This is a genomic window from Microbacterium xanthum (genome assembly GCF_034531355.1).
In the GTDB taxonomy this organism is placed as follows: Bacteria; Actinomycetota; Actinomycetes; order Actinomycetales; family Microbacteriaceae; genus Microbacterium; species Microbacterium xanthum.
Genome location: NZ_JAWHUE010000001.1, coordinates 72341 through 98131, shown reverse-complemented (window position 1 = coordinate 98131; position 25791 = coordinate 72341). Strand labels below are relative to the sequence as shown.

Below are 25791 nucleotides of genomic sequence, written 5' to 3'. Positions count from 1 at the left end.
CACACATCATTGCAGGACGAAGGTGACCTCCGCGTGAACGTGGACGGCTACGACGCGTCTCCCCGCTCGCGTGGCGGGGGGAGGTGGTCGTCTTCGTAGACGTTGAAGCGGTATCCGACGTTGCGGACGGTGCCGATGAGCTGCTCCAGGTCGCCGAGCTTGGCGCGCAGGCGCCGCACGTGCACGTCGACGGTTCGGGTGCCCCCGAAGTAGTCGTACCCCCACACCTCACTGAGCAACTGCTCACGGGTGAACACGCGCGAGGGGTGGGTGGCGAAGAAATGCAGCAGCTGGAATTCCTTGTAGGTGAGGTCCAGGGGCTTGCCGTGCACCTTGGCCGAGTAAGACGACTCGTCGATGGAGATGCCGGAGGTCTGGATGCGGGTCGAGCCTTGATCCTGCCCCTTGCGGCCCACCGCGAGCCGGATGCGGGCGTCGACCTCGGCGGGCCCCGCGGTGACCAGGATCACGTCGTCGACACCCCAGTCCGTCGACACCGCGGTCAGTCCCCCCTCGGTGACGATGAGGATGAGAGGCGCGTCCGCACCCGTGGTGTTCAGGATCTTGCTCAGCGACTTGGCGCCCACCAGGTCGGCCCGCGCGTCGATGAAGATGACATCCGCGCTCGGCGCGTTGACGAGCTGTGCGGCTTCCGCGGGGATCTGCTGCACGCGGTGGCTCAGCAGTTCGAGGGAAGGCAGGACAGGGCCGCCCCCCTGAGCGGAGCTGAGAACCAGAAGCTGTGCCAAGACGCCATCCTCTCGACGCCGAACACGCCGTGCGCCCCATATTAGGGCGTGTCCGTGCGCTCCTTCGAATGCTCCGCTTGGCGGCGGCTCGACGGTGGGGGACAATGGCACAGATGTCCACTCCACCCCTCGCTCCTCGGTCGACCTTCGGCGGCGTCGTCGCGGTGTGGATCGTCGCGGCCGTCGTGGGAGTGGCGATCGGCCTGTTCGTCCCCTCGGAATGGCGAGCCGCCTGGCTGCCGGTGGCTCTCGGCGGGTGCCTGATCCTCTCCTTCGCGGTGCAACTGTCCTACGGGCGTCCGCACCGGTTCATCCAGCGTGTCGCATCGAGCGTCGTCGGGGCGCTCGTCATCCTCGGTGTCATCAGCCTCGGGTTCGGTCTCGCCGGGGTCGTTCCGGGATAGGGTGGGGGCATGGATCTCGTCGCGCTGGAACTCTTCTTCATCGGCCTTCTCGGCCTGGCGTCGCTGGCGATCGTGTTCATCTCCGGCGTGGTCGTCAAGAACCTGTACCGCGGCCAGCGCTGACGGAGCGCGTCGTGCTCGACCTGCCGACCGACATCGCCGCCGACCTCGCGCCGCTCTCGTGGCTCCTCGGCGTCTGGGAGGGCCCCGGGTTCCTGGACTACACCGCCGGCGACACGCGTTTCTCGGGTGAGTTCACCCATCGCGTGAGCTTCAGCCACGACGGTGGAGACCACGTGAACTACTCCGCCGACGCCTGGACGACCGGTCCGGCCGGCGAACGCATCCCCCTCGTCTCCGAGGTGGGCTTCTGGCGGCTGGCCCGCCCCGTCCTGGACACCGACGCCGGTCCCGCTCTGCTGCCGCCGCGCGCGGCCGGCCCGGCGCGTCGCGCGGACGACGTCGAGGCGCTGCGCAACGCGGCCGGGGGATTCGACATCCAGGCGCAGATCGTCCACTCCGACGGGGTCGGCGAGCTCTACCTCGGACAGGTCAAAGGTCCCCGTATCGACCTGGCCACCGACGCCGTCGTGCGCACCGCCGGTGCTCGGGAGTACGCCGCCGCGACCCGCATGTACGGGCTGGTCGAGGGCGACTTGCTGTGGGCGTGGGACATCGCCGCGCTGGGGACCGAGCTCCGCTCCCACGCGTCCGCTCGCCTGGTGCGCGCGCCGTGACGCCCATGCCCGAGCTGCAGCGCATCCCGGGTGCCGTCGTCGTCGACGGCGTCCTGCATCACGCCGGCTCGCCCCTGATCGAGCAGCGCGCCCTCGCGTCGGCTCGCGCGGTCGCCTTCCTCGGCGACAGGCGGGTGCTGGCGGTGTCCGGGGAGGACCGTTTGACGTGGCTGGACTCGGTCTCATCGCAGTCGCTGCGTGAGCTTCCGCCCGGGGGCGCCACGGAAACGCTCATCCTGGATCCGCAGGGGCGCATCGAGCACGTGGCATCCGTCGTCGACGACGGGGAGACGACGTGGTTGATCGTCGATGCCGATGACGCCGAGCCGCTCCTGACCTGGCTGATGCGCATGCGCTTCCGTCTTCGCGTCTCACCCGTCGACGCCGGCGACCGCTTCGTCGTGATCGGTGGAACGGCCGAGGCTGTGGCGCCATGGGCCGCTGCCACCTCCGTGCCGCTGGTGTGGCGGGACCCGTGGCCTCACGTCTCACCCGGTGGATGGGCGTACGCGGGCGCGGACCCCCACCCCGGCGCCGCGCGCGATTGGGCTGAGGCCCTCGTGGCCCCCGACCGCGCTGCGGCGCTGGTCGAGGCGGTCATCGCGGGTGACGTCGCCGCGGCCGGCACGGTCGCCGCCGATGCGCTGCGTGTCGCCGCGTGGCGGCCCCGCTGGCGGGACGAGGTCGACGGACGGCTCCTTCCGCACGAGGCCGACTGGCTGAGGACCGCGGTGCACCTCGACAAGGGGTGCTATCGCGGGCAGGAGACCGTCGCGAAAGTTCACAACCTGGGTCACCCGCCGCGGCGCCTCGTGGCGCTGCACCTCGACGGCAGCGACAGCGTGCTGCCTGAACGGGGCGCGGCCGTGCGTTCGGACGGCGACGCGATCGGCGAGGTCACGTCGGTCGCCTTCCACCACGACGACGGACCCATCGCGCTTGCGGTCGTGAAGCGATCGGCCCCGGTGCCGGGCGATGTGACGGTGGACACGCCGGAGGGGGCCATCGCGGCGGCGGCTGAGACCATCGTGCCGCCCGATGCGGGTCGCACCGCGTCGGTGCCGCGTCTGCCTCGCCTCGGGCGTCGCACCGCGGCGGGCTGACGTGAGCGGCATGCCGCCTCTGACCGAGGCGATCCCGATCGGGTGGCGTGCGCAGCTCGACCCCCGCCCGCGCCTGAAGCGCCTGCAGGAATCGGCCAACGCGATCGTGCAGATCGTGGTCGCGGCGACCGCCGCGTACTCCTTCGCGCACTACCTTCTGGGACACCCGGCGCCCCTGGTCGCCGCGACGGTCACCGTTTCGAGCCTGGGTCTGGTGCGCGACGCCCGTCCGCGGCGGGTGCTGCAGACCGTCATCGGCATGCTCGTGGGCATTCTGGTGGCGGAGCTCATTCTGATGACGGCGGGTTCCGGGTGGTGGCAGCTTGCTCTCGCGCTGCTGTGCACGATGACCGTCGCGAGGGTGCTGTCCGCGCACGCGGGCTTCACGATCGCCGCGGCGATTCAGGCGATCATCGTCGTCGTGGTGCCGGCCGAGACACCGTTCCTGCGTCTGATCGACGGTGTCGTCGGCGGCATGGCCGCACTCGCCGTCACGGCCCTGATCCCCCGCAACCCCCACAAGGCGGAACGGCGTGACGCCGCCGCGCTCTTCGCCGCGCTCGGCAAGACCATGGACACCCTCGTCCAGGCGCTCCGGCGCGGCGATCGCCTCCGGGCGGAGCGGGGTCTGCAGCGTGCGCGTGCTCTGCAGCGGCACGTCGACCGGTGGACCGACTCGCTGGACTCCGGCTTGTCGATCGCGCGGATCTCGCCGTTCCTCCGGCGGGCCAAGAGCGAGCTGGAACGTCACGACCGCGTCCGTCAGGCCATGGACCTGGCGACGCGGAACATGCGCGTGGTAGCCCGCCGAGCGGTGTACCAGACCGACGATCGCCGGCCCCGCGTCGTCGTCGCGGAGGTGCTCGCCGAGATCTCCCGTGTGGTTCGGCTGCTCGAAGACGCGCTCGACGACATCGCTCTCGAGCCGGCCGCTCGAGAGGCAGGCAAGGCCGTCGCCGCGCGGCTCGATCCGCGCGCGATCCTGCCCGACGCCGACCTGGGCGAGCAGAACCTCATCGTGGCGATGCGGCCTCTGGTGACCGATCTGCTGACCGCGACCGGGATGACCCCCGACCAAGCGAGGGCCTGTCTTCCGCGACTGTGACGTGGGCTCACGTGCGCGGGGCGACGCTCGCCCAGGGCACGGTCACCTCGCCGAGACGGACGCGCGCGCGCTCGAGCACCGGCCAGCCCGACTCCGCCACGACGGCCACGGCGCGCCGCCAGCGGTGCACGGGCCCGAATGCCCCTTCCGGGGCGGCGCGTTCCCAGGCGTCGACGAGGTCGCGCAGGAAGGCGTGCACCGGCTCTCCGGCGACGTTGCGGTGGATCAGCGCCTTCGGCAGTCGCTCGGCAGCGACGGCGGGGGATCCCAGATCCCTCAGGCGGAGGGACAGTGTCAGCGAGAGTGGGCGGCAGCGATCGTCGACGGCGACCCAACTCGCGACCCGCCCGATCTCATCGCACGTGCCCTCCACCAGAAGGCCGCCGGGCTGCAGGCGCGCGGTCATGCGGGCCCACGCCGGCGCGACGTCGGACTCGTCGTACTGCCGCAGCACATTGAATGCGCGGATGATGACGGGGCGTCGCTCCCCGGGCATCGGGACTTCGAAACCGCCGCGCGCGAAGGAGACCGCCGCGTCCGATGCGAAGGACGTCGTTCCCGACCGGACGTCGGCGAGCTGGGCGTTCGCGCGGTCGACGCGGCTCTGGTCGATCTCGAGGCCGATCACGTGGGCGTCTGCGCGTTCGCGGGTCAGACGGGCGTGCAGTTCGAGTGCGGTGACGGCACTCGCCCCGAAGCCGAGGTCGACCACCAGCGGGTCATCGGTCCGGCGAAGAACCGGATGCCGCGCGATCCATCTGTCCACGCGACGGAGGCGGTTGGTCCCGGTGGTGCCCCGAGTCGGCCGACCGACGGGTGCGTCTCGCCGAGGGCGGGGAGGAAGGGCCACGCGACCATCCTCGCAGTCAGTAGGATTGCGGGTATGAGCGAGCCGTACACGCTGATCCTGCTCCGCCACGGTCAGAGCGAGTGGAACAAGACCAACCAGTTCACCGGCTGGGTCGATGCGCGCCTGACCGACCAGGGCAAGGCCGAAGCCGCGCGCGGCGGCGAGTTGCTGGCCGAATCGGGGGTTCTTCCCGACGTGCTGCACACGTCGCTGCTGAGCCGCGCGATCCAGACCGCCGACATCGCCCTCGACACGGCCGACCGGCTGTGGATCCCGGTCAAGCGCTCGTGGCGCCTGAACGAACGCCACTACGGAGCCCTCCAGGGCAAGGACAAGGCTCAGACGCTGGAGGAATTCGGCGAAGAGCAGTTCATGCTGTGGCGCCGCTCCTTCGACGTCCCGCCGCCGCCGCTGGCCCCGGACGACGAGTACAGCCAGGTCGGCGACCCGCGATATGTCGGCATCGACGGCGAGGTCCCCGACACCGAGTCCCTCAAGCTCGTCATCGACCGGATGCTCCCGTATTGGCACAGCGACATCGTCCCCGACCTGCAGGCGGGAAAGACCGTTCTGGTCACCGCGCACGGCAACTCCCTGCGCGGACTGGTCAAGCACCTCGAGGGCATCAGCGACGACGACATCGCCGCGCTGAACATCCCCACCGGCATGCCGCTGGTGTATCGCCTCGGCGAAGACCTCGTGCCGCTCGGTCCGGGGGAGTACCTGGACCCGGAGGCTGCCGCGGCCGGTGCGGCGGCGGTGGCGTCTCAGGGCAAGGGCTGAGGCACGACGGACACGACGCGAAAGGGCGGGCACCGGAATCCGGTGCCCGCCCTTTCGCGTGACGGCCGAGGTCAGTCGGCGGCGACAGCCGTGGTGTCGATCTCCTGGTCGTGGCTGGCCCAGTCGCCCGTGGCGAGGTAGACGACCTTCTTCGCGACCGAGACCGCGTGGTCGCCGAAACGCTCGTGGAAGCGGCTGGCCAGCGTGGCGTCGACGGTCGCCGACGCCTCGTGGTCCCACGACTCCGAGAGCACCTTCTCGAAGACGCTGACGTGCAGCGCGTCGATCTGGTCGTCGATCCCGCGGATCTCCTCCGCGAGGGCCAGGTCCTCGGTGCGCAGCAGTTCGGTGAGAGTCCGGGCGGCGGCCACGTCCAGCTCGCCCATCTTCGTGAAGGTCCCCTTCAGCTTGTGGGGGACCACGCGCTCGGGGAAGCGCATGCGCACGAGCTGTGCGACGTGCTCGGCGATATCGCCCATGCGCTCGAGCGAGGCGCTCATGCGCAGGGCGCTGACGACGATGCGCAGGTCGCGTGCGACCGGCTGCTGGCGGGCGAGAATCTCGATGGCCAGCTCGTCGAGGGCCACCGCCTTCTCGTCGATGATGATGTCGGCCTCGATGACCTCTTCGGCGAGAGACACGTCGCTCTTCTCGAATGCGGTGGACGCCTTGTCCATTGCGATCGTGACGAGCTCGGCGATCTCGACCAGACGTGACTGAACGTCCTCGAGGGATTGGTGGAAGACTTCGCGCATTGCAGCACCTTTCGTTGGTCGTGCGGGGTGCGGCCCCGGCGATTCTCGTCAGGGAAGGTGAACGGACGGTTCCCCAGGGGTGAATAGTACTGATCTTGCGCGAGCGGCACTCCAGCTTGCGTGAAGCGGGCGGTCATGGTCCGTTTACGCTGGTCGAATGACCACGACGGCTGCTGCGCTGCTCGCGCTCTCGGTCGGCATCCTGATCGGAGCCGGGATCGCCGTGGTGATCTTCCTCTCGTTCCGGGCACGTGATCGCGCTCAGGCCCAGGTCTCACGGAGGATCCCGGAGGGAATCCGCGAAGTCCTGCACGGCATGGAGGACCCTGCCGCGATCCTCGACGCATCCTCGACCGTCCTCGCCTCCTCGGCCGCCGCCGCCCCGTACGGCATCGTCGAGGGAGTGGCGCTGACCGACGACGACCTCCGGCGCGTGTCACGGAAGGCGCGCGACGCGGATGGTGTGGCCGCGGAGACCTTCCGCCTGATGCGAGGCGCGCCCCCGGCGGAGCCTCGGCTCGTCACCGTGCGCGCGACGCGCGTGTCGGCGCGGCTCACGCTGATCGTGCTCCGGGACATCACCGAGCGTGAGCGGGTCGAACAGATGCGGCGCGACTTCGTGGCCAACACCAGCCACGAGTTGAAGACCCCGGTCGGAGCGGTCACGCTGCTCGCCGAGGCGATCGAGTCCGCCGCCGACGACCCGGAACAGGTGCGGATCTTCGCCGCGCGCCTGACCGCCGAGGCCCAGCGCCTGGGGTCCCTGACCTCCCGCATCATGAACCTGTCGCGGTTGCAGGCCAGCGATGAGCTCACCGAGATGCGCGACGTCGCCGTCGACGAAGTGCTCACGTCCGCCATCGAGGCGAGCATGATCCAGGCGTCCGCGTCGGCGGTGGAGATCGTTCGGGGTGGCGACCGGGACCTGTTCGTGCGGGGTGACGCGCAGGTCCTCTCGGAGGCGCTGAGCAATCTGATCACCAACGCCATCGCCTACTCACCGGCAGCCAGCAAGGTCGGCGTAGGGGTCAAACGCGTGGATGACGTCGTGGAGATCGCGGTCACCGACCGGGGCATCGGCATTCCGGAGGCCGACCAGCAACGGATCTTCGAACGCTTCTACCGCACCGATCAGGCGCGCTCCCGGCGCACCGGCGGCACCGGCCTCGGCCTGTCGATCGTCAAGCACGCCGTCCAGCGCCACGGAGGAGAGGTGCGGTTGTGGTCTCGACCCGGTCGCGGTTCGACCTTCACCATCCGGCTGCCGCTCATCGAGCCACCCCTGGAGCAGTCCACGGGCAAGCGGAAGAAGAAGAAAGAGAAGATGAAGGCGCAGAAGAACGGAGACCACCGATGACCCGCGTGCTGATCGTCGAAGACGAGCCGGACCTCGCCGACCCCCTTGCCTACCTGCTGCGGCGGGAGGGATACGAGGTGGAGATCGCGGAGGACGGCGCGCTCGCCTTGACGGCGTTCCGCGAGCGCGGAGCCGACATCATCCTGCTGGACCTCATGCTTCCGGGGATGCCGGGGACGGAGGTGTGCCGGCAGGTTCGGACGGCTTCGCAGGTGCCCATCATCATGCTGACGGCGAAGGACTCCGAGGTCGACATCGTGGTGGGGCTCGAGCTCGGCGCCGACGACTACGTCACCAAGCCCTATTCGACGCGCGAGCTGCTCGCCCGTATGCGCGCGGTCCTCCGCCGCAACGCCCAGGCGGAAGCGGATCTGGAGGATCACATCCTCGAAGGGGGCCGCGTGACCCTCGACATCGACCGGCACACCGTTGCGGTGGACGGCAGCGAGATCAGTATGCCCCTGAAGGAGTTCGAACTCCTCGAGGTGCTCATGCGCAACGCCGGCCGCGTGCTCACCCGGGGCCAGCTCATCGACCGCGTGTGGGGCACCGACTACTTCGGCGACACCAAGACGCTCGACGTGCACATCAAGCGCATCCGCTCGCGCATCGAGCAGAGACCGAGTGACCCGACGATGTTGGTGACGGTGCGAGGGCTGGGGTATCGCTTCGAAGCCTGACGCCGCCGCCGATACGAAGAAGGCCCCGGGTTCACCCGGGGCCTTGCTCGTGTCTCCGGCTCAGGGTACGAGCGGTGCGAGGTAGTCCTGTGCGCCGTCGAGGACGGGGATCGGAACGACGGTGGTCTCGCCGTCTCCCGACTGGAACGACATGGGGATGTCCGATCCCGGCATCGCCCCGCCGAGGTCTTCGATCAGCAGCGGCTCGGTCTCGTCCGATCCGAGGCTGACGACGGTGTTGGCGGGAACGCGGATCGTGGCGGAGCCGACCGAACCGGCCTCTCCGATGTCGATGCGCAGCGTGTGCGCAGACCCCGTCCCGTTGACGACCGCCGCGACCAGGTTGCCCTGCTCCCCGTCGTCGGTGACGACCAGGACGTTGCGGACCTGGAGGGGGCCGGAGGTGTCGGGGATCATCATTCCGTCCCCGGGCGAGTACTGGATGGTCGTCGCCTGGGTGGAGATCATGCTGCAGCCGGTCGCCCCGAGGACGACGGCCGCGCCGAGCGCCAGGGACGCCAGTCGTCGCGCAGTGGTGCGGTTGTTCGAGATCACGGATCCTCCCGGGACGGATGACGGCATCGATTCCGATTCTAGGGTGTCGCGGGCGGGGACGCAGACCCGGCGATCGATGGGCTCCGCTGTGCGGCGGAGAACTCTAGCGTATGTCGCCTGTGGTATTCTGGAGGTTGCCGAAGGGACATAACTCCATGCTTTTTGAGGTTGGCGAAACCGTCGTTTACCCCCACCACGGAGCGGCGACCATCATCGAGGTCAAAGACCGTGTGATCAAGGGCGAGACGAAGAAATACCTGAAGCTCAACGTCACCCAGGGCGATCTGGTCATCGAGGTTCCGGCGGAGAACGTCGACCTCGTCGGCGTCCGCGACGTGATCGGCCAGGAGGGTCTCGACAAGGTCTTCGAGGTGTTGCGCGCTCCCTTCACCGAGGAGCCCACCAACTGGTCGCGTCGGTACAAGGCCAACCTCGAGAAGCTCGCCTCCGGCGATGTCATCAAGGTCAGCGAGGTCGTCCGCGACCTGTGGCGTCGCGATCAGGACCGCGGTCTCTCCGCGGGCGAGAAGCGGATGCTCGCGAAGGCAAAGCAGATCCTCATCTCCGAGCTCGCCCTCGCGGAGAAGACCGACGAAGACAAGGCGAGCGTCATGCTCGACGAGGTCCTCGCGAGCTGATCGCCCGCTAGCGTGATGCCGTGAGCATCACCCCGGTTCCCCATGTCGCCGTCATCGTCGTGGCGGCCGGTGACGGCACGCGGCTGAACGCCGGAGGTCCGAAAGCGCTGGTCGGCATCGACGCGCACTCGATCCTCCGGCATTGCCTCGAGCGGGTCTTTCAGGCGCCCTCAGCGCAGGTCGTCGTCGTCGCACCGGCCGGACGCGAGGGGGACGCGCTGACGGACGCCGTCGAGGCCGCGGGCCCCCGCCGTGACCTCGTGACGGTGGTCACGGGCGGGCCGTCGCGGCAGGCGTCCGTCGCGGCAGGCCTGGCGGCGCTGTGGGGCGACGTCCGGTTCGTGCTCGTGCACGACGCGGCGCGCGCATTGACCCCGCCGGAGGTGTTCGGTCGGGTGATCGACGAGCTGGAGTCCGGAGCGGACGGCGCCGTGCCGGTGCTGCCGGTGATCGACACCATCAAGCGCGTCGATCGGGGGGCGATCATCGGGGCCGTCGACCGGTCCGAGCTTTCCGCGGCGCAGACGCCGCAGGGATTCCGCCGCGGCGTGCTCGACGCCGCATACGCATCCGCGGCGTCGGAGCACACGGACGACGCCGCACTTGTGGCCGAGGCGGGACACGAGGTGACCGCGGTGCCCGGCGATGCGTCGGCGTTCAAGATCACCACACCCGCCGACCTCGAACGCGCGCGACACCTCCTCGCGTCTTCTCCGTCATCTCCGCCTCGCACCGGGGTCCCCTCTGCGTCCGGCGCGCCACGGGTGGGGGTCGGGACGGACGTGCACGGCTTCGCCGAGGGGGGCGAGCTGCGCCTGGCGGGGCTGACCTGGCCGGGCGAACCCGCCCTGGCGGGGCACTCCGACGGTGACGCGGTGGCACACGCGATCGTCGACGCGCTGCTGTCGGCGGCCGGGCTCGGCGACATCGGAACGTCGTTCGGCACCGATCGGCCCGAATACGACGGCGCCCACGGCGAGGTGTTCCTCAGGCGAACCGTCGCGATCCTCGGTGAGGCGGGATGGCACGTCGGCAATGTCGCCGTCCAGATCCAAGCGAACCGGCCGCGCTTCTCGCCCCGCCGCCTGGAGGCGGAGCGAGCGCTGTCGGCGGCACTGGGCGGAGCCGCCGTGTCGGTATCGGCGACGACCACCGACGGGCTGGGGTTCACCGGGCGGGGTGAAGGCGTCGCGGTGACCGCCGTGGCCCTCGTACTGCCGGCCTGAGCCCCCGGTGGCCGCCCTCGCCCGGCGGCGTTCAGGACGGCAGCGTCACCGGCCGGGTCAGGAAGAGCGACAGGGGGTCGTCGACGTAGTCGTCGAACGCGGCGCACGGCGTGAAGCCCGCACGGCGGTAGAGGCGGTGCGCGGGCGCGAAATCCGCCGAAGATCCCGTCTCCAGCCACAGGGTCTGCAGCCCTTCGGAGCGGGCGACGTCGACCAGGGCCGCCAGGATGGCGCGACCGACGCCGGTGCCTCGAACGGCATCCGCGACGCGCATCGACTTGATCTCGCCCCGTTCGCCGTCCAACAGCTTCACCGCGCCGACGCCCGCGATGCGCGAACCGGACCAGGCGGAGAGGACGATGACCGACGCATCGCGGAGGGAGGACAGCTCGAGCACATGGCAGCTCTCGGGCGGTGTGCCGGCGCGCATCGCGTCCCGGTGCTGCCGCAGCAGAGCGAGGGTCGCCGGGGAGGTGAGGTCGTCGCGGACGATCCGCAGGGGTGTCATCGTCGTCTCCGCACCGTGTCGATCATCAGCCCTCCACCGCGAACGGCGCCGGATCCCGCGGGGCGCGAGCGCCCCAGGCGAGGAGTGCGAGACCCGCACCCAGGACGACCAACCCCAGGAGGGCGGGAGGGGGGAGATGCTCGCCGAGCACGACGACGCCGAGGAGGGTCGCCGTCAGCGGCTCGCCCAATGTGAGCGTGGCCGCCGTGGCGGCCGTCAGCCCGCTCAAACCCCATGTGAACAGGGTGTAGGCCGCGGCGATCGTCGCGACCCCGAGCCACACCGCCATGGCCATGCCGGTCGGGTCGGCCAGCCACGCCAGGTCGATGAAGGGCACCGCGCCGAGCGCGATCACCCCCGCTCCGGCACCCATCACGCCGACGACCAGGAACGGGTCCCACCCGGCTTCCAGCAGCCGCCGCTGCGCCACGGCGATCGCGGCGAAGCTGGCACCCGCGCCGATCGAACCGGCGAGACCGGCGGGGTCGGTGCCGGCCTCGCCGCCGCCCGCGAGACCCAGTGCGGCGACGCCGACGGTGGCCAGCGCGGTCGCGGCGATCCAGGTCCCCGTCGGCCGCCGCCGGGTGAGGGCCCACTCGGCCACCCCGGCGAGGATCGGCGCGGAGCCCAGGGCGACGACGGTGCCCACCGCCACGCCGTTGCGTGCCGTGCCGAGGAAGAACAGCGGTTGGTACACCGCCAGCGCGACGGCGGTCAGGGCCAGTGCGGCGAGGGCCCATGGGGCCGACGCCGGCCGGGGTGCGGGGGAGCGCCGGATGCGGCGGGCGGCCAGCGGGAACGTGATCATGGCGATGGCGATCCCGCCGACGACCAGCCGCATCACCCCGACTGACAGCGGAGTGGTCTCCTCCGGCCCGAGAGCCTGCGCGGTGCCGGTCGTGCCGAACAGCACCGCGGCGGTCAGGACGGCGAGAACGTGCAGCACCACACTGTTCTACCCCACCGCGGCGCTCCGCATCGCGGCCGGGCGCGCGGCGCGCCGCGGGTAGGCTGGGCGGGTGACTCTCCGGCTCTACGACACCAAGGCGCGCCTGCTGCGCGACTTCGTGCCGATCGATCCCGACAACGTCACGATGTACGTCTGCGGCCCGACCGTCCAGTCCGGTCCCCACCTGGGACACCTGCGCGGGGCGCTCAGCTTCGATCTCCTGCGGCGATGGCTCGCGCATCACCATCAGCGGGTCACCTTCGTCCGCAACGTGACCGACATCGACGACAAGGTGCTCGAGAAGGCCGGACCCGACGAGCCGTGGTGGGCGCTGGCCTATCGCATGGAACAGGAGTTCTCGCGCGCGTACGACGCGATCGGGATCCTCCCTCCGACATACGAGCCGCGCGCCACCGGGTCCATACCCCAGATGATCGGCCTGATCGCACGGCTCATCGAGCGCGGACACGCCTACGCCGCGCAGGGTGATGTGTACTTCGACGTGCGCTCATGGCAGGCCTACGGTGCGCTCACCCGGCAGAGCGTGGACGCCATGGAGGCCGCCGCTGACGCAGATCCGCGGGGCAAGCGCGATTCGCACGACTTCGCCCTGTGGAAGGGCGCGAAGCCGGGCGAACCGCCCACCGCGACGTGGGAGTCGCCGTGGGGTCCCGGCCGGCCGGGGTGGCATATCGAATGCTCCGCGATGGCTCACCGCTACCTCGGCGAGGCGTTCGACATCCACGGCGGCGGGCTGGACCTGCGCTTTCCGCACCACGAGAACGAACTCGCCCAGTCCGCGGCGGCCGGACACGGCTTCGCGCAGTACTGGGTCCACAACGGGCTGGTCACCGTCGGCGACCAGAAGATGTCCAAGTCGCTGGGCAATTTCCTCCTCGCCGACGAGGTGCTGGCCGATCACGATCCGCTCGTGGTCCGTTATGCGCTCGCCGCGGCGCACTACCGCTCGGGCCTGGACGTGTCGGCGTCGAGCTTCCGCGAAGCCGAGGCCGCGCTGGAGCGGATCCGGGGCTTCCTCGAGCGGGCCGTGCGCCTGCTCCGCGACGAGACCCGGGATCTTCGTCTGACCGCAGCGGTGCCGGAGCGATTCGCTGCGGCGATGGATGACGACCTCGGCGTCCCGCAGGCACTGGCCGTCGTGCACGAGACCGTGCGGAGCGGAAACGCGGCCGTGGAAGCGGATGATCGCGACAGCGTCGCGCGCGCCTTCGCGGAGGTCGCGGTCATGACGGGCGTGCTCGGACTCGACCCGCTCGACCCTGTCTGGTCGGGCACGGGCGACGGAGCCGCGGGCCGGGCGCTCGACGCACTCGTCCGGACGATGCTGGCGCAGCGCGCCGATGCCCGGGCCGCGAAGGACTGGGGGACCGCCGACCGGATCCGCGACGCGATCGCGGCGGCGGGGATCACCCTCGAAGACACCCCCCATGGAACCCACTGGAGCGTGAGTGATGGCTAAGCCAGGACGACCCGGCGCGAGCCGCGGCAAGAAGAAGGGCCCCACGAAGGGGACCGGCGGACAGAAGCGCAAATCGCTCGAGGGGAAGGGGCCGACCCCGAAGGCCGAGGACCGGGCCTGGCACCCCGCCGGCAAGCGGAAGGCCGCGCAGGAGCGCTACGCCGCCGCGGGCGGGAAAGGTCGCCCCGGCGGCAAGCCGCAGGGGTCGAACCCGAACCGTCCCGGCCGCGGCGGCGCGTCCGACGACACCGAGACCGTCACGGGGCGCAACTCGGTCCTCGAGGCACTGCGTGCGCGCATCCCCGCCACCGCCCTCTACATCGCCCAGCGCGTGGAGATGGACGACCGGGTCAAAGAGATGCTCGCCCTCGCGACGAACCGTGAGATCCCGATCCTCGAGGTCACCCGCCCGGAGCTGGACCGCATGGCCGGGTTCGACGGGGTGCACCAGGGCGTCGCCCTCAAGGTGCCGCCGTACGAATACGGCCACCCCCAGGATCTGCTTGAAGGGGTCGTGGACAACGGGGGGACTCCGTTGCTGGTCGCGCTAGACGGAGTGACCGACCCGCGGAATCTCGGCGCCATCATCCGCTCGACGGCCGCCTTCGGCGGTCACGGCATCATTCTCCCGCAGCGTCGTTCGGCGAGCGTCAATTCCGCCGCCTGGAAGACCAGCGCCGGTGCGGCGGCACGCATTCCGGTCGCCCTCGCGCCGAATCTCACCTCGACGCTGAAGGAGTACAAGAAGCAGGGTGTGTTCGTGCTGGGCTTGGACGGCGAGGGGGACGTGTCGCTTCCGGCTCTCGAGCTGGCGGACCGGCCGGTGGTGATCGTCGTCGGCTCGGAGGGCAAGGGACTGTCGCGTCTGGTCACCGAAACGTGCGATCAGATCGTGTCGATCCCGATCTCGGCGGCCACCGAGTCGCTGAACGCCGGCATCGCGGCGTCCGTCGCGTTGTACCAGGTCGCCACCATCCGCACCGCGCGCGCCTAGCCCGACCCGATCGAGAGGACCCCTCCCATGGCACGTATCGCCGTCATCGGCGGCACCGGATACGCCGGACGCCACATCGCGGCAGAGGCGGCCCAGCGCGGTCACACCGTTCTGGTCGTCGCCCGCAAGGCCGTCTCCGATCGCGTCGAGCACGCGATGTACCTGGAAGGCAGCATCGCCGACGTGCCCACGCTCGTCACCGAGATGCAGGGTGTCGACGCCGTCGTGGTCGCCGTGGCGGCGCGGGCCGATATGGCCGGGATGCTGCGACCGGCCGTCGCCGAGCTCGCCGCGGAACTTCCCGCAGAGGTCCGCCTCGGGGTCGTGGGCGGCGCGGGCGGGAGCCGGGTGCGCCCGGACGGTCCGCGTCTGGTGCACACGCCCGAGTTCGCCGAGGAGTACAAGCCGGAGGCCCTCGAGGCCCTCGCGATCCTGGAAGACCTCGAGGCAGGACCGCGCCGCGAGTGGTTCTACGTCCATCCCGCGGGCGGATTCGGGGCCTGGAACCCGGGCGAGCGGACCGGTGCCTATCGTGACGGCGGACCGGTCCTGGTCGTCGATCCCGAGGGGAATTCGTTCATCTCGGGAGCGGATCTCGCGGTGGCCGTCCTCGACGAGATCGAGGAGCCCCGACACAACGGTGAGGCGTTCTCGGTCGGGTACTGACTGGATTCAGACCAGATCGCGCCAGTCGATTCCATCGCCGTCCTCGACGACCGGCAGGTCGGCGGTGACGACCGGCAGCGACATCGTCTCGGTGGGCGGCCCCATCACGGTCGCCTCATCGCGCCGGTGGCGGAGGACGTCGTCCACATAGCTGCCCAGCGCCTCGGCCAGCGGCACCGAACCGCCACGCGACTGCGACAGATACCAGCGGTGTTCCAGCACCTGGTGGTAGACCTCGGCGGGCTCGAGTTTGGCGCGCAGGTCGTAGGGGATGGCCATCACGACCGGTTCGAACACCCGCGTGAGCCATTCGTGTGCCACGACCTCCTCATCGCTGCCGAGTCGGGAGATCCGCGCGCGGAACTCATCGAGGTCGTTGAGGAGCCGGCGGGCCTGGTTCTCCTCGACGTCGAGCCCCGTCAGCCGGATCAGGCGACGCTGGTGGTGTCCGGCGTCGACGACCTTGGGCTGGATGGCCACACGTGTTCCGTCGTCAGTGGTCGTGATCGACATCTCACCGATGTCGAAGCCGAGCGCGTTCAGGCGCTGAACCCGCTCGGTGATGCGCCACGACTCGTCGGCGCCGAAGGACTCGCGGTCGGTCAGGGCGGCCCAGAGGGAGTGGTACGAGTCGACGATGCCGTCGGCGATCGCCAGTGCATCGACGCCGCCTTCGAGTCGGCCGCCGGCTTCCAGGTCCATGATCTCACCGGCGATGTTCGTGCGGGCGACGTCGAGATCGTGCGCGCGCTGCCCCGCCGTCAGGCCCGACTCGTGCAGTTCTCCGGTCTCGGCGTCGACCAGATAGGCGGCGAACGCCCCGGCGTCGCGTCGGAACAGGGTGTTCGACAGCGAGACGTCGCCCCAGAAGAAGCCCACGTTGTGCAGGCGCACGAGAAGGGCGGCGAGTGCGTCCACGAGACGAGTGGCCGTGTCCGGGCGCAGCACCTGGGTGAACAGGGCACGGTAGGGGAGCGAGAACTTCAGATGCGCGGTCACGAGGGCGGCCGGGAGGGGCTGGCCGTCGGCGTCGGTGCGCCCGGCGATCACGGCGACCCGTTCGACACAGGGGGCGTCGAGTCGATGGAGATTGCCGAGCATGTCGTACTCGCGGCGCGCCATCTCCTCGGTGGTCTCTTTGATGGCCACCACTCGGCCCGACAGGTTCGCGAACCGTACCAGGTGGCGCGAGATGCCCTTGGGGAGGAACACGATGGTGCTCGTGGGCCAGTCGGCCAACGGGGTGGACCAGGGGAGCGCGAGCAGCCCCGGGTCGACCGAGCTGGCAGTGATGGACAGGGACTCCGCCACGATTCCTCCTGGAACGATCGCGGCGCGGGAGGGTCTGTGACCCGCCCCGCGCCGCGATGGTGTGTTGCGATTACGCCGAGTGGATGGCCTCAGAGGTGAGGCGCTCACCGCTCTCGGCGTCGAACACGTGGATGTGTCCGGGGACCGGAGCGAGCTTGACGGTTTCGCCAGCCATCGGGTGCTTGCGGCCGTCGACGCGCGCGACGATGTCGGTGCGCTTGCCGTTGATGTCCGCGTGGCCGTACAGGTAGCCGTCAGCGCCGAGCTCCTCGACGAGGTCGACCTTGACCGACAGGCCCTGGTCGTCCTCGGGGGCGACGATGATGTCCTCGGGCCGCACGCCGACGGTGACCTCGGAGCCGTGCGCCTTGCCGAGCGTCTCGTGGTCGACGCCGACGACCTTGTTGCCGAACTCGACGCCGCCCTGGGTCAGGTGCACCGGGAAGAGGTTCATCGCCGGCGATCCGATGAAGCCGGCCACGAAGACGTTGGCGGGCGACTCGTACAGGTCGCGCGGCGTGCCGACCTGCTGGAGCAGACCGTCCTTGAGGACCGCGATGCGGTCGCCCATGGTGAGCGCTTCGGTCTGGTCGTGCGTGACGTAGACGGTGGTGACGCCGAGGCGGCGCTGCAGCGACGCGATCTGGGTGCGGGTCTGCACGCGCAGCTTCGCGTCGAGGTTCGACAGGGGCTCGTCCATGAGGAACACCTGCGGCTGACGCACGATGGCGCGACCCATCGCGACACGCTGACGCTGACCACCGGAGAGAGCCTTGGGCTTGCGGGTGAGGTACTCCTCGAGATCGAGGAGCTTGGCGGCTTCGAGCACACGCTGGGCGCGCTCTTCCTTGCCGACACCCGCGATCTTCAGGGCGAAGCCCATGTTCTCCGCGACGGTCATGTGGGGGTACAGCGCGTAGTTCTGGAAGACCATCGCGATGTCGCGGTCCTTCGGGGGGACGTCGGTGACGTCGCGGTCGCCGATGCGGATCGCGCCGGAGTTGACCTCTTCGAGGCCGGCGAGCATGCGCAGCGAGGTGGACTTACCGCAACCGGAGGGACCGACGAGGACGAGGAATTCGCCGTCCGCGATCTCGAGGTTGAGCTTGTCGACCGCGGGGCGCTGGCCTCCGGGGTACAGGCGGGTTGCGTTGTCGAACGTGACGGACGCCATGGTTCTTCTCCTTCACCGGCAGGTACGTGCCGGACGATCCGTAGTGAATGGAAGCGGGGTCATTCCCGCGCGCCCATCATCGGGCGTGGGTCCAGTATGCCACGAGGCGGTGTGCACGAGGTGTCTGGTCATTTCCCAGGGTGGGTGGCTAGCATCATCGAAGCCGCGCTCCCCCGAGCGGCACGCCGGAGGATCACGGCCCCACGTCTTTCCACGAGGTTCCATGTCACACGACGAATCGACACCCGACACCCCCACTCCCGAACCCACCCCTGAAGACCGCCGGCACGCCGTGCGGGCCAAGGCCAAGCAGGTGCAGCAGCGGCAGTCGCGCACGCGGCTGATCCAGCGGGTGTCGCTCGCGACGGTCGCCGTCGCCGTGGTCGCCGCCGTCGCCGTCGTGATCACCTGGACCGTCTCCAGCAACGCCTCCCGCCCTCTGGCGCAGCCGGCGAACGTGAGCGACGACGGGTTCGAGGTCACGGACGTGACCGGAGTCGGCTCGGTGGGTGCGGAGCCCACCACAGCCGAACTGGACGAAGACGCCGCCGCGGACGAGGAATCCGCCGACGGCGATGACTCATCCGGCAGCGCGGCGATGTCGGCCCAGGCCGAGCCGGTCGAGACCGAGACCCCCGAGCCGGGGGTGGTCGACATCCGCATCTACGTCGACTACCTCTCCAGCGGAGCCAAGGACTTCCAGGTCGCCAACGTGCAGCAGCTGCAGAAGTGGGTGAGCGAAGACGCCGCGACCCTGAGCTACTACCCGGTCGCGATGCTCACCGCGAAGTCCAACGGCACGAAGTACTCGCTGCGTGCGGCGAGCGCGGCGGCGTGCATGGCGCACCATTCGCCGGACGATTTCTTCAAGTACAACGACACGCTGCTGCGTCAGCAGCCCGATCTGGACACGGAGGGGTACTCCGACATCGAACTGGCGGATCTGGCTCAGGCCTCCGGCGCCGACGAACCGCAGACGGTCCGGGACTGCATCGTGGAGGAGCGCTTCGCCGCGTGGGCCAAGTCGGCAACGGACCGTGCGCTCGACGGTATCCCCGACACCGACGACGTCTCGCTGACGGGCACGCCCATGGTCCTCGTCAACGGCACGCCCTATGTGGGTGCCCTCGACGACGCCAAGGAGTTCGCTCAGTTCGTCCTCACCGTCTCCAGTGACGCGTACTACAAGGCGACCCCGGCGCCCACCCCGACCCCGACCTCGTGAGTCTCCGGCGGCTGGGTAGACTGGTCGCTCTGCCGGCTTGGCGCAATTGGTAGCGCACCTAACTTGTAATTAGGGGGTTACGGGTTCGAGTCCCGTAGCCGGCTCGAGAGGTCGATCCGATCAGCGTGCATGATGGGAAGATGACCTCCGGCCGTCCGCTCGCGATGGTCGGCGCTGTCGCGATCGGCGTGTTGACGGCACTGCAGGCGCGCGTCAACGGCTCGCTCGGAGCGTCGCTCGAGGACGGCTTCCTCGCGGCCGCCGTGTCGTTCGGGTCCGGCCTCGTGATCCTCGTCGTTCTGAGTCTCGCCGTGCCCGCGGGCCGCCGCGGACTGCGCGTCCTGCGCGAAGGCGTCCGCGAGAGGTCCGTACCGTGGTGGATGCTCATCGGTGGATTCGCCGGTGCCTTCAGCGTGGCGACGCAGAGCCTCACGGTCGCGGTGATCGGAGTGTCGCTGTTCACGGTCGGGATGGTCGCCGGTCAAGCGGTCAATGGGCTGATCCTCGACCGGGTCGGCTTCGGCCCGGCCGGTGTGGTCGCCGTGACGATGTCGCGGGTCGCGGGCGGGTCCATCGCGATCGGCGCCGTGCTCTGGTCCGTCTCGGCGGATTCGAGTCGCGAGGTCCCCGGGTGGATGCTCGTCCTCCCGTTCCTGGTGGGGGCGGGCATCGCCTGGCAGCAGGCCACCAACGGGCGGCTGAGGCGGCGCGTGGGGTCCGCTCTGACGGCCACGGCCGTCAATTTCGCCGGCGGCACCCTCGTCCTGGTCATCGCCGCCGCCGTCCACGTGGCGCTCGCCGGGCCTCCGCGGGCGTTCCCGAGCGATCCCTGGCTCTATGCCGGGGGTGCACTGGGCGTCGCGTATATCTTCATCGGCGCGGCTGTCGTCCATCGCACCGGCGTGCTGCTGATGGGACTGGGCGCGGTGGTGGGACAGCTGACCACGTCGGTCGCGCTCGACGCGCTCTGGCCGACGCCGGCCAGCCCGTCTCTGCCGTTGGGGCTGGCCGTCTCCGCGGTCGCGCTCGTCGGGGCGGCCGTCGCCGTCGTGCCGCGATGGCGACGGTGAGCTCAGCCCTTCGACTTCTTCCGGCCGGGCATCGATGAGATGAACCGGTCCGGGTCGATGCGCTTGCGCCGCAATGCACGTGACCGGTTCGGCTTGCCCCCGACGTAGAGCCACCCCAGCAGCTCCTCGTTCTTCGTCAGACCGTGTGCCTTCGCCACCGCCTTGCTCCGGGTGCGGTGGCCGGTGCGCCAGAACACGCCCCAGCCGGCATCGTCCAGGGCGAGGCTGAGCATGTGCGCGACGCCGGAGGCGACCGCCTCCTGCTCCCACCGGGGCACCTTGCTCTTGCGATAGCTGACGACCACCGCGAGCACGAGCGGCGCGCGAAGCGCCTTCGACGACACGCCCTTGCGCCCGTCGGCCTTGTTGAGAGCGCGGCCCAGACGCTCGCGAGCCGTGCCGCGGATCTCGATGATGCGCCACGGGGCGAGCGAGGAGTGGTCCGCGACGCGGCCGGCGGCGGCGACGAATTCCCGCAGCTCGTTCGCGTCGGGGGCGTCCTCGGTCACCTTGGAGAGCGAGCGCCGGTCGCGCATCGCCTCCAGGACTCTCGTCACGCGCCGTCCTCGGGCGTGAAGTTCAGCGAGAGGGAGTTCATGCAGTAGCGGTCACCCGTCGGGGTGCCGAAGCCGTCCGGGAAGACGTGGCCGAGGTGGGACCCGCACGAGGCGCAGCGCACCTCGGTGCGGACCATGCCGTGTGTGTTGTCTTCGAGCAGCTCGACCGCCTCCGGCCGGATCGACTCGTAGAAGCTCGGCCACCCGCAATGCGAGTCGAACTTCGTGCCGCTCTTGAACAGCTCCGCGCCGCAGGCGGCGCAGGTGTACAGCCCCGCGCGCTCCTCGTCCAGGAGCTCGCCGGTCCAGGGTCGCTCGGTACCCGCTTCGCGCAGCACCTGGTACTGCTCGGGGGTCAGCTGCTCGCGCCACTGCGCGTCTGTCTTGTCGACGGAATAGTCCATGGAGATCTCCTTCCTCTCCATTCAACCGCAGCGAACCGTGGGTCGGGCCGTGTATGACGCGGATGACGCCGGACCAGCAGAATGGTGGGCGTGGACGAGCTGATGGCGGTCGCCGAGAGATACGGGCGGTTCGCGCGCCTCGAGGCGCCGGGACGCTCGGCACTGTACGCCGAGTGGGCCGTCGGCGTCGCGGCCGATGACGCCGTCCAGGAGGTGCTCGCGCGCATCCCCGCCGCGCGGCGTCAGCCTCCCCTGGTCTTCGCGCTCACGCGCCTCCTCGGTGCGCCCGAGGGGTCGTTCGGGGAGTGGCGGGACTGGGTGCTCACCCACGCCGACGCGCTCGTGTCCGCCGCGGCGGTACGCGCGCTGCAGACCAATGAGCCGCTCCGGTGCGCCGCGCTCCTCCCTGCGCTGGCGACCGTCCCCGGCCCGATCGCCCTCATCGAGCTCGGCGCGAGTGCGGGGCTGTGCCTTCTGCCCGACCGATATTCCTACCGCTACACCCGGGCGGATGCGTCGCCCCTCAGGCTGGACCCGGCGGCGGGGGTCTCGGCGGTCGTCCTCGAATCGTCGGTGAGCGGAAACCCGCCGGTGCGCATGCCCGAGATCCTCTTCCGGGCGGGCATCGACCTTCTGCCGCTCGACCCTGCCGACGTCGGTGACCGTGCGTTCCTGCGCGCGCTGGTCTGGCCCGGAGAGCGCGACCGGGAGCGGCGGGTGGGGGCGGCACTCGATCTCGCCCGCGCGGAAGGGGTCCGCGTCGAGCAGGCCGACGCGGGCGATCCCGCCGTGATCGACCGTCTCATCCGCGCGGTGCCCGATGGGGTCACGGCGGTGGTGTCCACTCTCGGCCTGATGCCCCATCTCCCACGACGCTCGCGCGAGGGGCTCATCGGGTCCATCGCCTCCGCGGGCGGCACCTGGATCTCGCTGGACCCGGCGGGGGCGCACGAGCGGTGGACGCGAGAGTTGGACCCAGGCGAGGGGAGGTTCGTCCTCCACCGCGACGGAGCTCCGCTGGCCTACGCCGACCCGCTCGGCGCATCTGTGGAGTGGCTGGCGGGATGAGCTGCGCCGCGCGACTACCGTGAAGGGATGGCTCTGTCGGACCGTGATCGCGCCCTCCTCGACTTCGAGGGGGAGTGGCGCCGCCACGTCGGGGCGAAAGAGGAAGCCATCCGAGCCGACCTCGGTCTCGCCCCCGCCCGGTACTACCAGCTGTTGGACCGGCTGATCGACGGCGTCGACGCGCAGGAGTACGACCCGATGCTGGTCAAGCGCCTGCGGCGGCGACGCGACGAGGTCGAGCGTGCCCGGGAATCGGGGGTCTCACCCCGCTGACGTCCCGTTCCGGCGATTCCGGCCGCGGCGGGTAGCATCGGGGGGTGCCGACATCGACCTACCCGCGGGATCGCTTCGACGATCTCCCCGCGGACAGCGGGCGAGTGGGTGCCCACCGGGCCGAGAACCCTCACATGCGCGGCTGGGTGGTCTTCCTGTGGGCGGCCGTGGCCACGCTGGTGCTCATCGTGGCGGGCATCTTCGCCACGCTCGTGATGAGTGGTCGCGTCTCGCTGACCCCGGACGCGCAGCCCACTCCCACCCCCACCGCGACGGTCGAGCCGGTCGTCGACACGTCGTACGACATCCTCGTGCTCAACGCGACGCCCGAGTCGGGCCTCGCGACGCAGGTCAAGGACACCCTGGTGGCGGCGGGCTGGTCGGCGGAGGACATCAACGCGAGTGAGGCCGGCACCACCGACTTCGCCGAGACCACCGTCTACTACGCGTTCCCGGGCGACGAAGCGGCCGCAGCCGGGGTGGCGGAGTTGTTGGGCGGCGCCCGTCTCGAGCAGAGTGACTTCTACCAGCCGGTCGATGACGCCGCCACGTCGGATGTGGATGAGAGTCAGGCCGCTCAGCTGACGGTCGTGATCGGACTGGATCGCACCACCGACCCGCCCGAGGAGACGCCGGCCCCCTGATCGGCGGAGATGCGCTGTCGGTGTTTCGGGCCGGTAAACGTTTCTGTTCAGCGATGTCAACAGTTGCTGAGATGACCGTTCCGTGAATTTCCGTCTGCCTACGATGAGCCTGTCCCACCGCATTACAGGAGATTCGCATGGCCCAGGGCACCGTCAAGTGGTTCAACGCCGAGAAGGGTTACGGCTTCATCACCGTGACGGACGGGCAGGATGTGTTCGTCCACTACTCGAACATCGAGATGAGCGGTTTCCGCGTCCTCGAAGAGGGGCAGGCGGTGGAATTCACCGTCGGGTCGGGCCAGAAGGGTCCGCAGGCGGAAGCCGTCCGCGTCGTCGCCTGACGCGACCGACGCTCGCGCGATATCGCGCGCGGACAAGGGCGGGATGCTGTGGCATCCCGCCCTTCCCCTGTGCCCGGGGAGTGGCTTGCACTCACCGGGGGAGAGTGCCAGAATGTATTAGCACTCGTCTTGTATGAGTGCTAATAGACCGAAAGCCAACGTCCGGGAGGGACGACACACACATGGCAAAGATGATCGCTTTCGATGAGGAGGCCCGCCGCGGCCTCGAGCGCGGCCTCAACACGCTGGCCGACGCCGTCAAGGTGACCCTGGGCCCGCGTGGGCGCAACGTCGTGCTCGAGAAGAAGTGGGGCGCTCCCACCATCACGAACGACGGCGTCTCGATCGCCAAGGAGATCGAGCTCGACGACCCGTACGAGAAGATCGGCGCGGAGCTCGTCAAGGAGGTCGCCAAGAAGACCGACGACGTCGCGGGCGACGGCACCACCACCGCCACCGTCCTGGCTCAGGCTCTGGTCCGCGAAGGCCTGCGCAACGTCGCGGCCGGCGCCGACCCGATCTCGCTCAAGCGCGGCATCGAGAAGGCCGTTGCGGCCATCACCGACCAGCTGCTCGCCGACGCCAAGGAGGTCGAGTCGAAGGAGCAGATCGCCGCGACCGCGTCGATCTCCGCCGCTGACCCCGAGATCGGCCAGCTGATCGCCGAGGCGATCGACAAGGTCGGCAAGGAAGGCGTCGTGACCGTCGAAGAGTCGCAGACCTTCGGCACCGAGCTCGAGCTGACCGAGGGCATGCGTTTCGACAAGGGGTACATCAACCCCTACTTCGTCACCGACCCCGAGCGCCAGGAAGTCGTCTTCGAGGACCCGTACATCCTCATCGCGAACCAGAAGATCTCGAACATCAAGGATCTGCTGCCGATCGTCGACAAGGTCATCCAGGACGGCAAGGAACTCCTCATCATCGCCGAGGACGTCGAGGGCGAAGCGCTCGCGACCCTGGTGCTGAACAAGATCCGCGGCATCTTCAAGTCGGCTGCCGTCAAGGCCCCCGGCTTCGGCGACCGTCGCAAGGCCCAGCTGCAGGACATCGCGATCCTCACCGGCGGCCAGGTCATCACCGAAGAGGTCGGCCTCAAGCTCGAGAACACCACGCTCGACCTCCTCGGCCGTGCGCGCAAGGTGATCATCACCAAGGACGAGACCACCATCGTCGAAGGTGCCGGCGAGGCCGAGCAGATCGAGGGTCGTGTCACCCAGATCCGCCGCGAGATCGACAACACCGACAGCGACTACGACCGCGAGAAGCTCCAGGAGCGCCTCGCCAAGCTCGCCGGCGGCGTCGCCGTCATCAAGGCCGGCGCGGCCACCGAGGTCGAGCTCAAGGAGCGCAAGCACCGCATCGAAGACGCGGTCCGCAACGCGAAGGCCGCCGTCGAGGAGGGTGTCGTCGCCGGTGGTGGCGTCGCCCTCATCCAGGCCGGCAAGGGCGCGTTCGCGAACGTCGCGCTCGTCGGTGACGAGGCGACCGGCGCGAACATCGTCAAGGTCGCCATCGAGGCTCCGCTGAAGCAGATCGCCCTCAACGCGGGTCTCGAGCCCGGTGTCGTGGCGAACAAGGTCGCGGAGCTGCCCATCGGTCACGGCCTGAACGCCGCGACCGGTGAGTACGCCGACCTGTTCGAGCAGGGAATCATCGACCCGGCGAAGGTCACCCGTTCGGCGCTGCAGAACGCTGCGTCGATCGCGGGTCTGTTCCTGACGACGGAGGCCGTCGTGGCCGACAAGCCCGAGAAGGCCCCGGCCGCTCCGGCCGACCCGACCGGTGGCATGGACTTCTGACGCGACACGCGATCAGGGTCCGCTCGCTGAGCTGACAGCACGGAACGCCCCTCCTCCCGGAGGGGCGTTCCGTCGTTTCTCAGCGGAACAGTCCGGTCGTGGCCTGTTCGGCCTCGGCGTACTGACGCCCCGCCTGCTCCAACGCGCCGCTGATGGTGGCCAGGGAGTCCTCGACCTGCCGTTGGGTGCCGCGCCACTGCTCGACCACCCCCTGGAAGGCGACGGCGGCCGGTCCGCTCCACGAGGACTGGAGCTGCGTGAGGTGCGCCATCATCGCGTGCACCTCGCCCTGTACGCGATCGACGGTGCCGCGGACGGCGGCCGTGGTGCTGAGGACGGCATCGCTGTCGACGGAGAACACTGCCATGGGAGACCCCTCTCTG

Annotated in this window: 30 protein-coding genes and 1 tRNA gene; 20 read left to right on the top strand and 11 right to left on the bottom strand. The window is 69.9% G+C overall.

The window, feature by feature from the left end:
• Window positions 1-47: 47 nt before the first annotated feature.
• A complete protein-coding gene (locus tag RZO50_RS00515) occupies window positions 48-749 on the bottom strand; it encodes a response regulator transcription factor (protein ID WP_322597764.1) in 702 nt (233 codons plus the stop codon).
• Window positions 750-862: 113 nt separating this feature from the next.
• Between RZO50_RS00515 and RZO50_RS00510 the strand changes: the two genes are divergently transcribed.
• From RZO50_RS00510 to RZO50_RS00495, 4 genes are all read left to right on the top strand, one after another.
• Window positions 863-1153 carry a hypothetical protein gene (locus RZO50_RS00510; RefSeq protein ID WP_322597763.1) on the top strand — a complete coding sequence of 97 codons (291 nt, stop codon included), beginning with the start codon at window positions 863-865 and terminating at the stop codon, window positions 1151-1153.
• Window positions 1154-1287: 134 nt separating this feature from the next.
• The gene (locus tag RZO50_RS00505; protein WP_322597762.1) at window positions 1288-1890 is read left to right on the top strand and encodes a nitrobindin family protein; all 603 of its coding nucleotides are present in this window, start codon (window positions 1288-1290) and stop codon (window positions 1888-1890) included.
• 5 nt (window positions 1891-1895) lie between these two features.
• Window positions 1896-2993: a CAF17-like 4Fe-4S cluster assembly/insertion protein YgfZ gene (ygfZ, locus tag RZO50_RS00500; RefSeq protein ID WP_322598707.1), complete on the top strand. Its 1098-nt coding sequence runs from the start codon at window positions 1896-1898 to the stop codon at window positions 2991-2993.
• A gap of 10 nt (window positions 2994-3003) precedes the next feature.
• Window positions 3004-4098 (top strand): FUSC family protein, encoded by a 1095-nt coding sequence (locus RZO50_RS00495; protein WP_322597761.1) that lies wholly within the window; start codon window positions 3004-3006, stop codon window positions 4096-4098.
• Between the two features lie 7 nt (window positions 4099-4105).
• On the opposite strand, the gene RZO50_RS00490 is transcribed toward RZO50_RS00495, so the two are convergent.
• Window positions 4106-4948, bottom strand: a complete 843-nt coding sequence (locus tag RZO50_RS00490) for a class I SAM-dependent methyltransferase (RefSeq protein ID WP_322597760.1) — start codon at window positions 4946-4948, stop codon at window positions 4106-4108.
• A gap of 33 nt (window positions 4949-4981) precedes the next feature.
• On the opposite strand from RZO50_RS00490, the gene RZO50_RS00485 reads away from it, so the two are divergent.
• The gene (locus RZO50_RS00485; protein ID WP_322597759.1) at window positions 4982-5731 is read left to right on the top strand and encodes a phosphoglyceromutase; all 750 of its coding nucleotides are present in this window, start codon (window positions 4982-4984) and stop codon (window positions 5729-5731) included.
• Window positions 5732-5802: 71 nt separating this feature from the next.
• Here RZO50_RS00485 and phoU read toward each other — a convergent pair whose 3' ends face one another.
• Window positions 5803-6486: a phosphate signaling complex protein PhoU gene (gene phoU / locus RZO50_RS00480; RefSeq protein ID WP_322597758.1), complete on the bottom strand. Its 684-nt coding sequence runs from the start codon at window positions 6484-6486 to the stop codon at window positions 5803-5805.
• Between the two features lie 157 nt (window positions 6487-6643).
• Here phoU and RZO50_RS00475 point away from each other — a divergent pair, with 157 nt between their 5' ends.
• Both RZO50_RS00475 and RZO50_RS00470 read left to right on the top strand, forming a co-directional pair.
• Window positions 6644-7843: a sensor histidine kinase gene (locus tag RZO50_RS00475; RefSeq protein ID WP_322597757.1), complete on the top strand. Its 1200-nt coding sequence runs from the start codon at window positions 6644-6646 to the stop codon at window positions 7841-7843.
• Window positions 7840-8523: a response regulator transcription factor gene (locus RZO50_RS00470; RefSeq protein WP_322597756.1), complete on the top strand. Its 684-nt coding sequence runs from the start codon at window positions 7840-7842 to the stop codon at window positions 8521-8523. The genes RZO50_RS00475 and RZO50_RS00470 overlap by 4 nt, the downstream gene beginning before the upstream one ends.
• 60 nt (window positions 8524-8583) lie before the next feature.
• Here RZO50_RS00470 and RZO50_RS00465 read toward each other — a convergent pair whose 3' ends face one another.
• Window positions 8584-9105, bottom strand: a complete 522-nt coding sequence (locus RZO50_RS00465; protein ID WP_322597755.1) for a DNA modification methylase — start codon at window positions 9103-9105, stop codon at window positions 8584-8586.
• Window positions 9106-9233: 128 nt separating this feature from the next.
• Here RZO50_RS00465 and RZO50_RS00460 point away from each other — a divergent pair, with 128 nt between their 5' ends.
• Both RZO50_RS00460 and ispD read left to right on the top strand, forming a co-directional pair.
• Window positions 9234-9716 carry a CarD family transcriptional regulator gene (locus RZO50_RS00460; RefSeq protein WP_322597754.1) on the top strand — a complete coding sequence of 161 codons (483 nt, stop codon included), beginning with the start codon at window positions 9234-9236 and terminating at the stop codon, window positions 9714-9716.
• A gap of 20 nt (window positions 9717-9736) precedes the next feature.
• On the top strand, window positions 9737-10942 hold the full coding sequence (gene ispD / locus RZO50_RS00455; RefSeq protein WP_322597753.1) for a 2-C-methyl-D-erythritol 4-phosphate cytidylyltransferase: 1206 nt from the start codon (window positions 9737-9739) through the stop codon (window positions 10940-10942).
• Between the two features lie 31 nt (window positions 10943-10973).
• On the opposite strand, the gene RZO50_RS00450 is transcribed toward ispD, so the two are convergent.
• Together RZO50_RS00450 and RZO50_RS00445 are read right to left on the bottom strand one after the other, a co-directional pair.
• Window positions 10974-11450, bottom strand: a complete 477-nt coding sequence (locus tag RZO50_RS00450; RefSeq protein WP_322597752.1) for a GNAT family N-acetyltransferase — start codon at window positions 11448-11450, stop codon at window positions 10974-10976.
• 25 nt (window positions 11451-11475) lie between these two features.
• Window positions 11476-12396, bottom strand: a complete 921-nt coding sequence (locus tag RZO50_RS00445) for a DMT family transporter (RefSeq protein ID WP_322597751.1) — start codon at window positions 12394-12396, stop codon at window positions 11476-11478.
• Window positions 12397-12469: 73 nt separating this feature from the next.
• On the opposite strand from RZO50_RS00445, the gene cysS reads away from it, so the two are divergent.
• From cysS to RZO50_RS00430, 3 genes are read left to right on the top strand one after another with little or no spacing between them, the layout of a single operon-like run.
• The gene (cysS, locus tag RZO50_RS00440) at window positions 12470-13879 is read left to right on the top strand and encodes a cysteine--tRNA ligase (RefSeq protein ID WP_322597750.1); all 1410 of its coding nucleotides are present in this window, start codon (window positions 12470-12472) and stop codon (window positions 13877-13879) included.
• On the top strand, window positions 13872-14873 hold the full coding sequence (gene rlmB / locus RZO50_RS00435; protein WP_322597749.1) for a 23S rRNA (guanosine(2251)-2'-O)-methyltransferase RlmB: 1002 nt from the start codon (window positions 13872-13874) through the stop codon (window positions 14871-14873). The genes cysS and rlmB overlap by 8 nt, the downstream gene beginning before the upstream one ends.
• A 27-nt stretch (window positions 14874-14900) precedes the next feature.
• Window positions 14901-15539: an NAD(P)-dependent oxidoreductase gene (locus RZO50_RS00430; RefSeq protein ID WP_322597748.1), complete on the top strand. Its 639-nt coding sequence runs from the start codon at window positions 14901-14903 to the stop codon at window positions 15537-15539.
• A 6-nt stretch (window positions 15540-15545) separates the two neighbouring features.
• On the opposite strand, the gene RZO50_RS00425 is transcribed toward RZO50_RS00430, so the two are convergent.
• Together RZO50_RS00425 and RZO50_RS00420 are read right to left on the bottom strand one after the other, a co-directional pair.
• Window positions 15546-16850 carry a DUF4032 domain-containing protein gene (locus tag RZO50_RS00425; RefSeq protein WP_322597747.1) on the bottom strand — a complete coding sequence of 435 codons (1305 nt, stop codon included), beginning with the start codon at window positions 16848-16850 and terminating at the stop codon, window positions 15546-15548.
• Window positions 16851-16920: 70 nt separating this feature from the next.
• On the bottom strand, window positions 16921-18024 hold the full coding sequence (locus tag RZO50_RS00420) for an ABC transporter ATP-binding protein (protein WP_322597746.1): 1104 nt from the start codon (window positions 18022-18024) through the stop codon (window positions 16921-16923).
• A 223-nt stretch (window positions 18025-18247) separates the two neighbouring features.
• Here RZO50_RS00420 and RZO50_RS00415 point away from each other — a divergent pair, with 223 nt between their 5' ends.
• The 3 genes from RZO50_RS00415 (at window position 18248) to RZO50_RS00405 (ending at window position 20319) form a co-directional block, all read left to right on the top strand.
• The gene (locus RZO50_RS00415) at window positions 18248-19249 is read left to right on the top strand and encodes a DsbA family protein (protein WP_322597745.1); all 1002 of its coding nucleotides are present in this window, start codon (window positions 18248-18250) and stop codon (window positions 19247-19249) included.
• A gap of 31 nt (window positions 19250-19280) precedes the next feature.
• Window positions 19281-19353, top strand: a tRNA-Thr gene (locus RZO50_RS00410).
• 36 nt (window positions 19354-19389) lie between these two features.
• Window positions 19390-20319, top strand: a complete 930-nt coding sequence (locus RZO50_RS00405) for a DMT family transporter (RefSeq protein WP_322597744.1) — start codon at window positions 19390-19392, stop codon at window positions 20317-20319.
• A gap of 2 nt (window positions 20320-20321) precedes the next feature.
• Here the strand turns inward: RZO50_RS00405 and RZO50_RS00400 are convergent, their stop codons facing one another.
• Window positions 20322-20855 carry a nitroreductase family protein gene (locus RZO50_RS00400; protein WP_322598706.1) on the bottom strand — a complete coding sequence of 178 codons (534 nt, stop codon included), beginning with the start codon at window positions 20853-20855 and terminating at the stop codon, window positions 20322-20324.
• A gap of 17 nt (window positions 20856-20872) precedes the next feature.
• Window positions 20873-21280 carry a peptide-methionine (R)-S-oxide reductase MsrB gene (msrB, locus tag RZO50_RS00395; protein ID WP_322597743.1) on the bottom strand — a complete coding sequence of 136 codons (408 nt, stop codon included), beginning with the start codon at window positions 21278-21280 and terminating at the stop codon, window positions 20873-20875.
• A 90-nt stretch (window positions 21281-21370) separates the two neighbouring features.
• Here msrB and RZO50_RS00390 point away from each other — a divergent pair, with 90 nt between their 5' ends.
• The 5 genes from RZO50_RS00390 to groL all read left to right on the top strand — a co-directional run bounded on the left by RZO50_RS00390 (window position 21371) and on the right by groL (window position 25408).
• Window positions 21371-22348 (top strand): DUF2332 family protein, encoded by a 978-nt coding sequence (locus tag RZO50_RS00390; protein WP_416211470.1) that lies wholly within the window; start codon window positions 21371-21373, stop codon window positions 22346-22348.
• 27 nt (window positions 22349-22375) lie between these two features.
• Window positions 22376-22621, top strand: a complete 246-nt coding sequence (locus RZO50_RS00385) for a DUF3263 domain-containing protein (protein WP_322597741.1) — start codon at window positions 22376-22378, stop codon at window positions 22619-22621.
• A gap of 44 nt (window positions 22622-22665) precedes the next feature.
• The gene (locus RZO50_RS00380; protein WP_322597740.1) at window positions 22666-23265 is read left to right on the top strand and encodes a LytR C-terminal domain-containing protein; all 600 of its coding nucleotides are present in this window, start codon (window positions 22666-22668) and stop codon (window positions 23263-23265) included.
• Between the two features lie 137 nt (window positions 23266-23402).
• The gene (locus tag RZO50_RS00375; RefSeq protein ID WP_322597739.1) at window positions 23403-23606 is read left to right on the top strand and encodes a cold-shock protein; all 204 of its coding nucleotides are present in this window, start codon (window positions 23403-23405) and stop codon (window positions 23604-23606) included.
• 182 nt (window positions 23607-23788) lie between these two features.
• The gene (gene groL / locus RZO50_RS00370) at window positions 23789-25408 is read left to right on the top strand and encodes a chaperonin GroEL (RefSeq protein WP_322597738.1); all 1620 of its coding nucleotides are present in this window, start codon (window positions 23789-23791) and stop codon (window positions 25406-25408) included.
• A gap of 79 nt (window positions 25409-25487) precedes the next feature.
• Here groL and RZO50_RS00365 read toward each other — a convergent pair whose 3' ends face one another.
• Window positions 25488-25775 carry a WXG100 family type VII secretion target gene (locus RZO50_RS00365; protein ID WP_322597737.1) on the bottom strand — a complete coding sequence of 96 codons (288 nt, stop codon included), beginning with the start codon at window positions 25773-25775 and terminating at the stop codon, window positions 25488-25490.
• Between the last annotated feature and the right edge of the window lie 16 nt (window positions 25776-25791).

Bases quoted from the DNA above. Each gene is read 5' to 3' on its own strand.
- RZO50_RS00495 (WP_322597761.1), top strand. From the start codon at position 3,004: ATGCCGCCTCTGACCGAGGCGATCCCGATCGGGTGGCGTGCGCAGCTC.
- phoU (WP_322597758.1), bottom strand. From the start codon at position 6,486: ATGCGCGAAGTCTTCCACCAATCCCTCGAGGACGTTCAGTCACGTCTG.
- RZO50_RS00420 (WP_322597746.1), bottom strand. From the start codon at position 18,024: ATGGCGTCCGTCACGTTCGACAACGCAACCCGCCTGTACCCCGGAGGC.
- msrB (WP_322597743.1), bottom strand. From the start codon at position 21,280: ATGGACTATTCCGTCGACAAGACAGACGCGCAGTGGCGCGAGCAGCTG.
- RZO50_RS00460 (WP_322597754.1), top strand. From the start codon at position 9,234: ATGCTTTTTGAGGTTGGCGAAACCGTCGTTTACCCCCACCACGGAGCG.
- RZO50_RS00475 (WP_322597757.1), top strand. From the start codon at position 6,644: ATGACCACGACGGCTGCTGCGCTGCTCGCGCTCTCGGTCGGCATCCTG.
- RZO50_RS00450 (WP_322597752.1), bottom strand. From the start codon at position 11,450: ATGACACCCCTGCGGATCGTCCGCGACGACCTCACCTCCCCGGCGACC.
- RZO50_RS00415 (WP_322597745.1), top strand. From the start codon at position 18,248: ATGTCACACGACGAATCGACACCCGACACCCCCACTCCCGAACCCACC.
- RZO50_RS00385 (WP_322597741.1), top strand. From the start codon at position 22,376: ATGGCTCTGTCGGACCGTGATCGCGCCCTCCTCGACTTCGAGGGGGAG.
- ygfZ (WP_322598707.1), top strand. From the start codon at position 1,896: ATGCCCGAGCTGCAGCGCATCCCGGGTGCCGTCGTCGTCGACGGCGTC.
- RZO50_RS00375 (WP_322597739.1), top strand. From the start codon at position 23,403: ATGGCCCAGGGCACCGTCAAGTGGTTCAACGCCGAGAAGGGTTACGGC.
- RZO50_RS00510 (WP_322597763.1), top strand. From the start codon at position 863: ATGTCCACTCCACCCCTCGCTCCTCGGTCGACCTTCGGCGGCGTCGTC.
- groL (WP_322597738.1), top strand. From the start codon at position 23,789: ATGGCAAAGATGATCGCTTTCGATGAGGAGGCCCGCCGCGGCCTCGAG.
- RZO50_RS00405 (WP_322597744.1), top strand. From the start codon at position 19,390: ATGACCTCCGGCCGTCCGCTCGCGATGGTCGGCGCTGTCGCGATCGGC.
- RZO50_RS00430 (WP_322597748.1), top strand. From the start codon at position 14,901: ATGGCACGTATCGCCGTCATCGGCGGCACCGGATACGCCGGACGCCAC.
- RZO50_RS00400 (WP_322598706.1), bottom strand. From the start codon at position 20,855: ATGCGCGACCGGCGCTCGCTCTCCAAGGTGACCGAGGACGCCCCCGAC.
- rlmB (WP_322597749.1), top strand. From the start codon at position 13,872: ATGGCTAAGCCAGGACGACCCGGCGCGAGCCGCGGCAAGAAGAAGGGC.
- RZO50_RS00485 (WP_322597759.1), top strand. From the start codon at position 4,982: ATGAGCGAGCCGTACACGCTGATCCTGCTCCGCCACGGTCAGAGCGAG.
- RZO50_RS00470 (WP_322597756.1), top strand. From the start codon at position 7,840: ATGACCCGCGTGCTGATCGTCGAAGACGAGCCGGACCTCGCCGACCCC.
- RZO50_RS00465 (WP_322597755.1), bottom strand. From the start codon at position 9,105: ATGCCGTCATCCGTCCCGGGAGGATCCGTGATCTCGAACAACCGCACC.
- RZO50_RS00365 (WP_322597737.1), bottom strand. From the start codon at position 25,775: ATGGCAGTGTTCTCCGTCGACAGCGATGCCGTCCTCAGCACCACGGCC.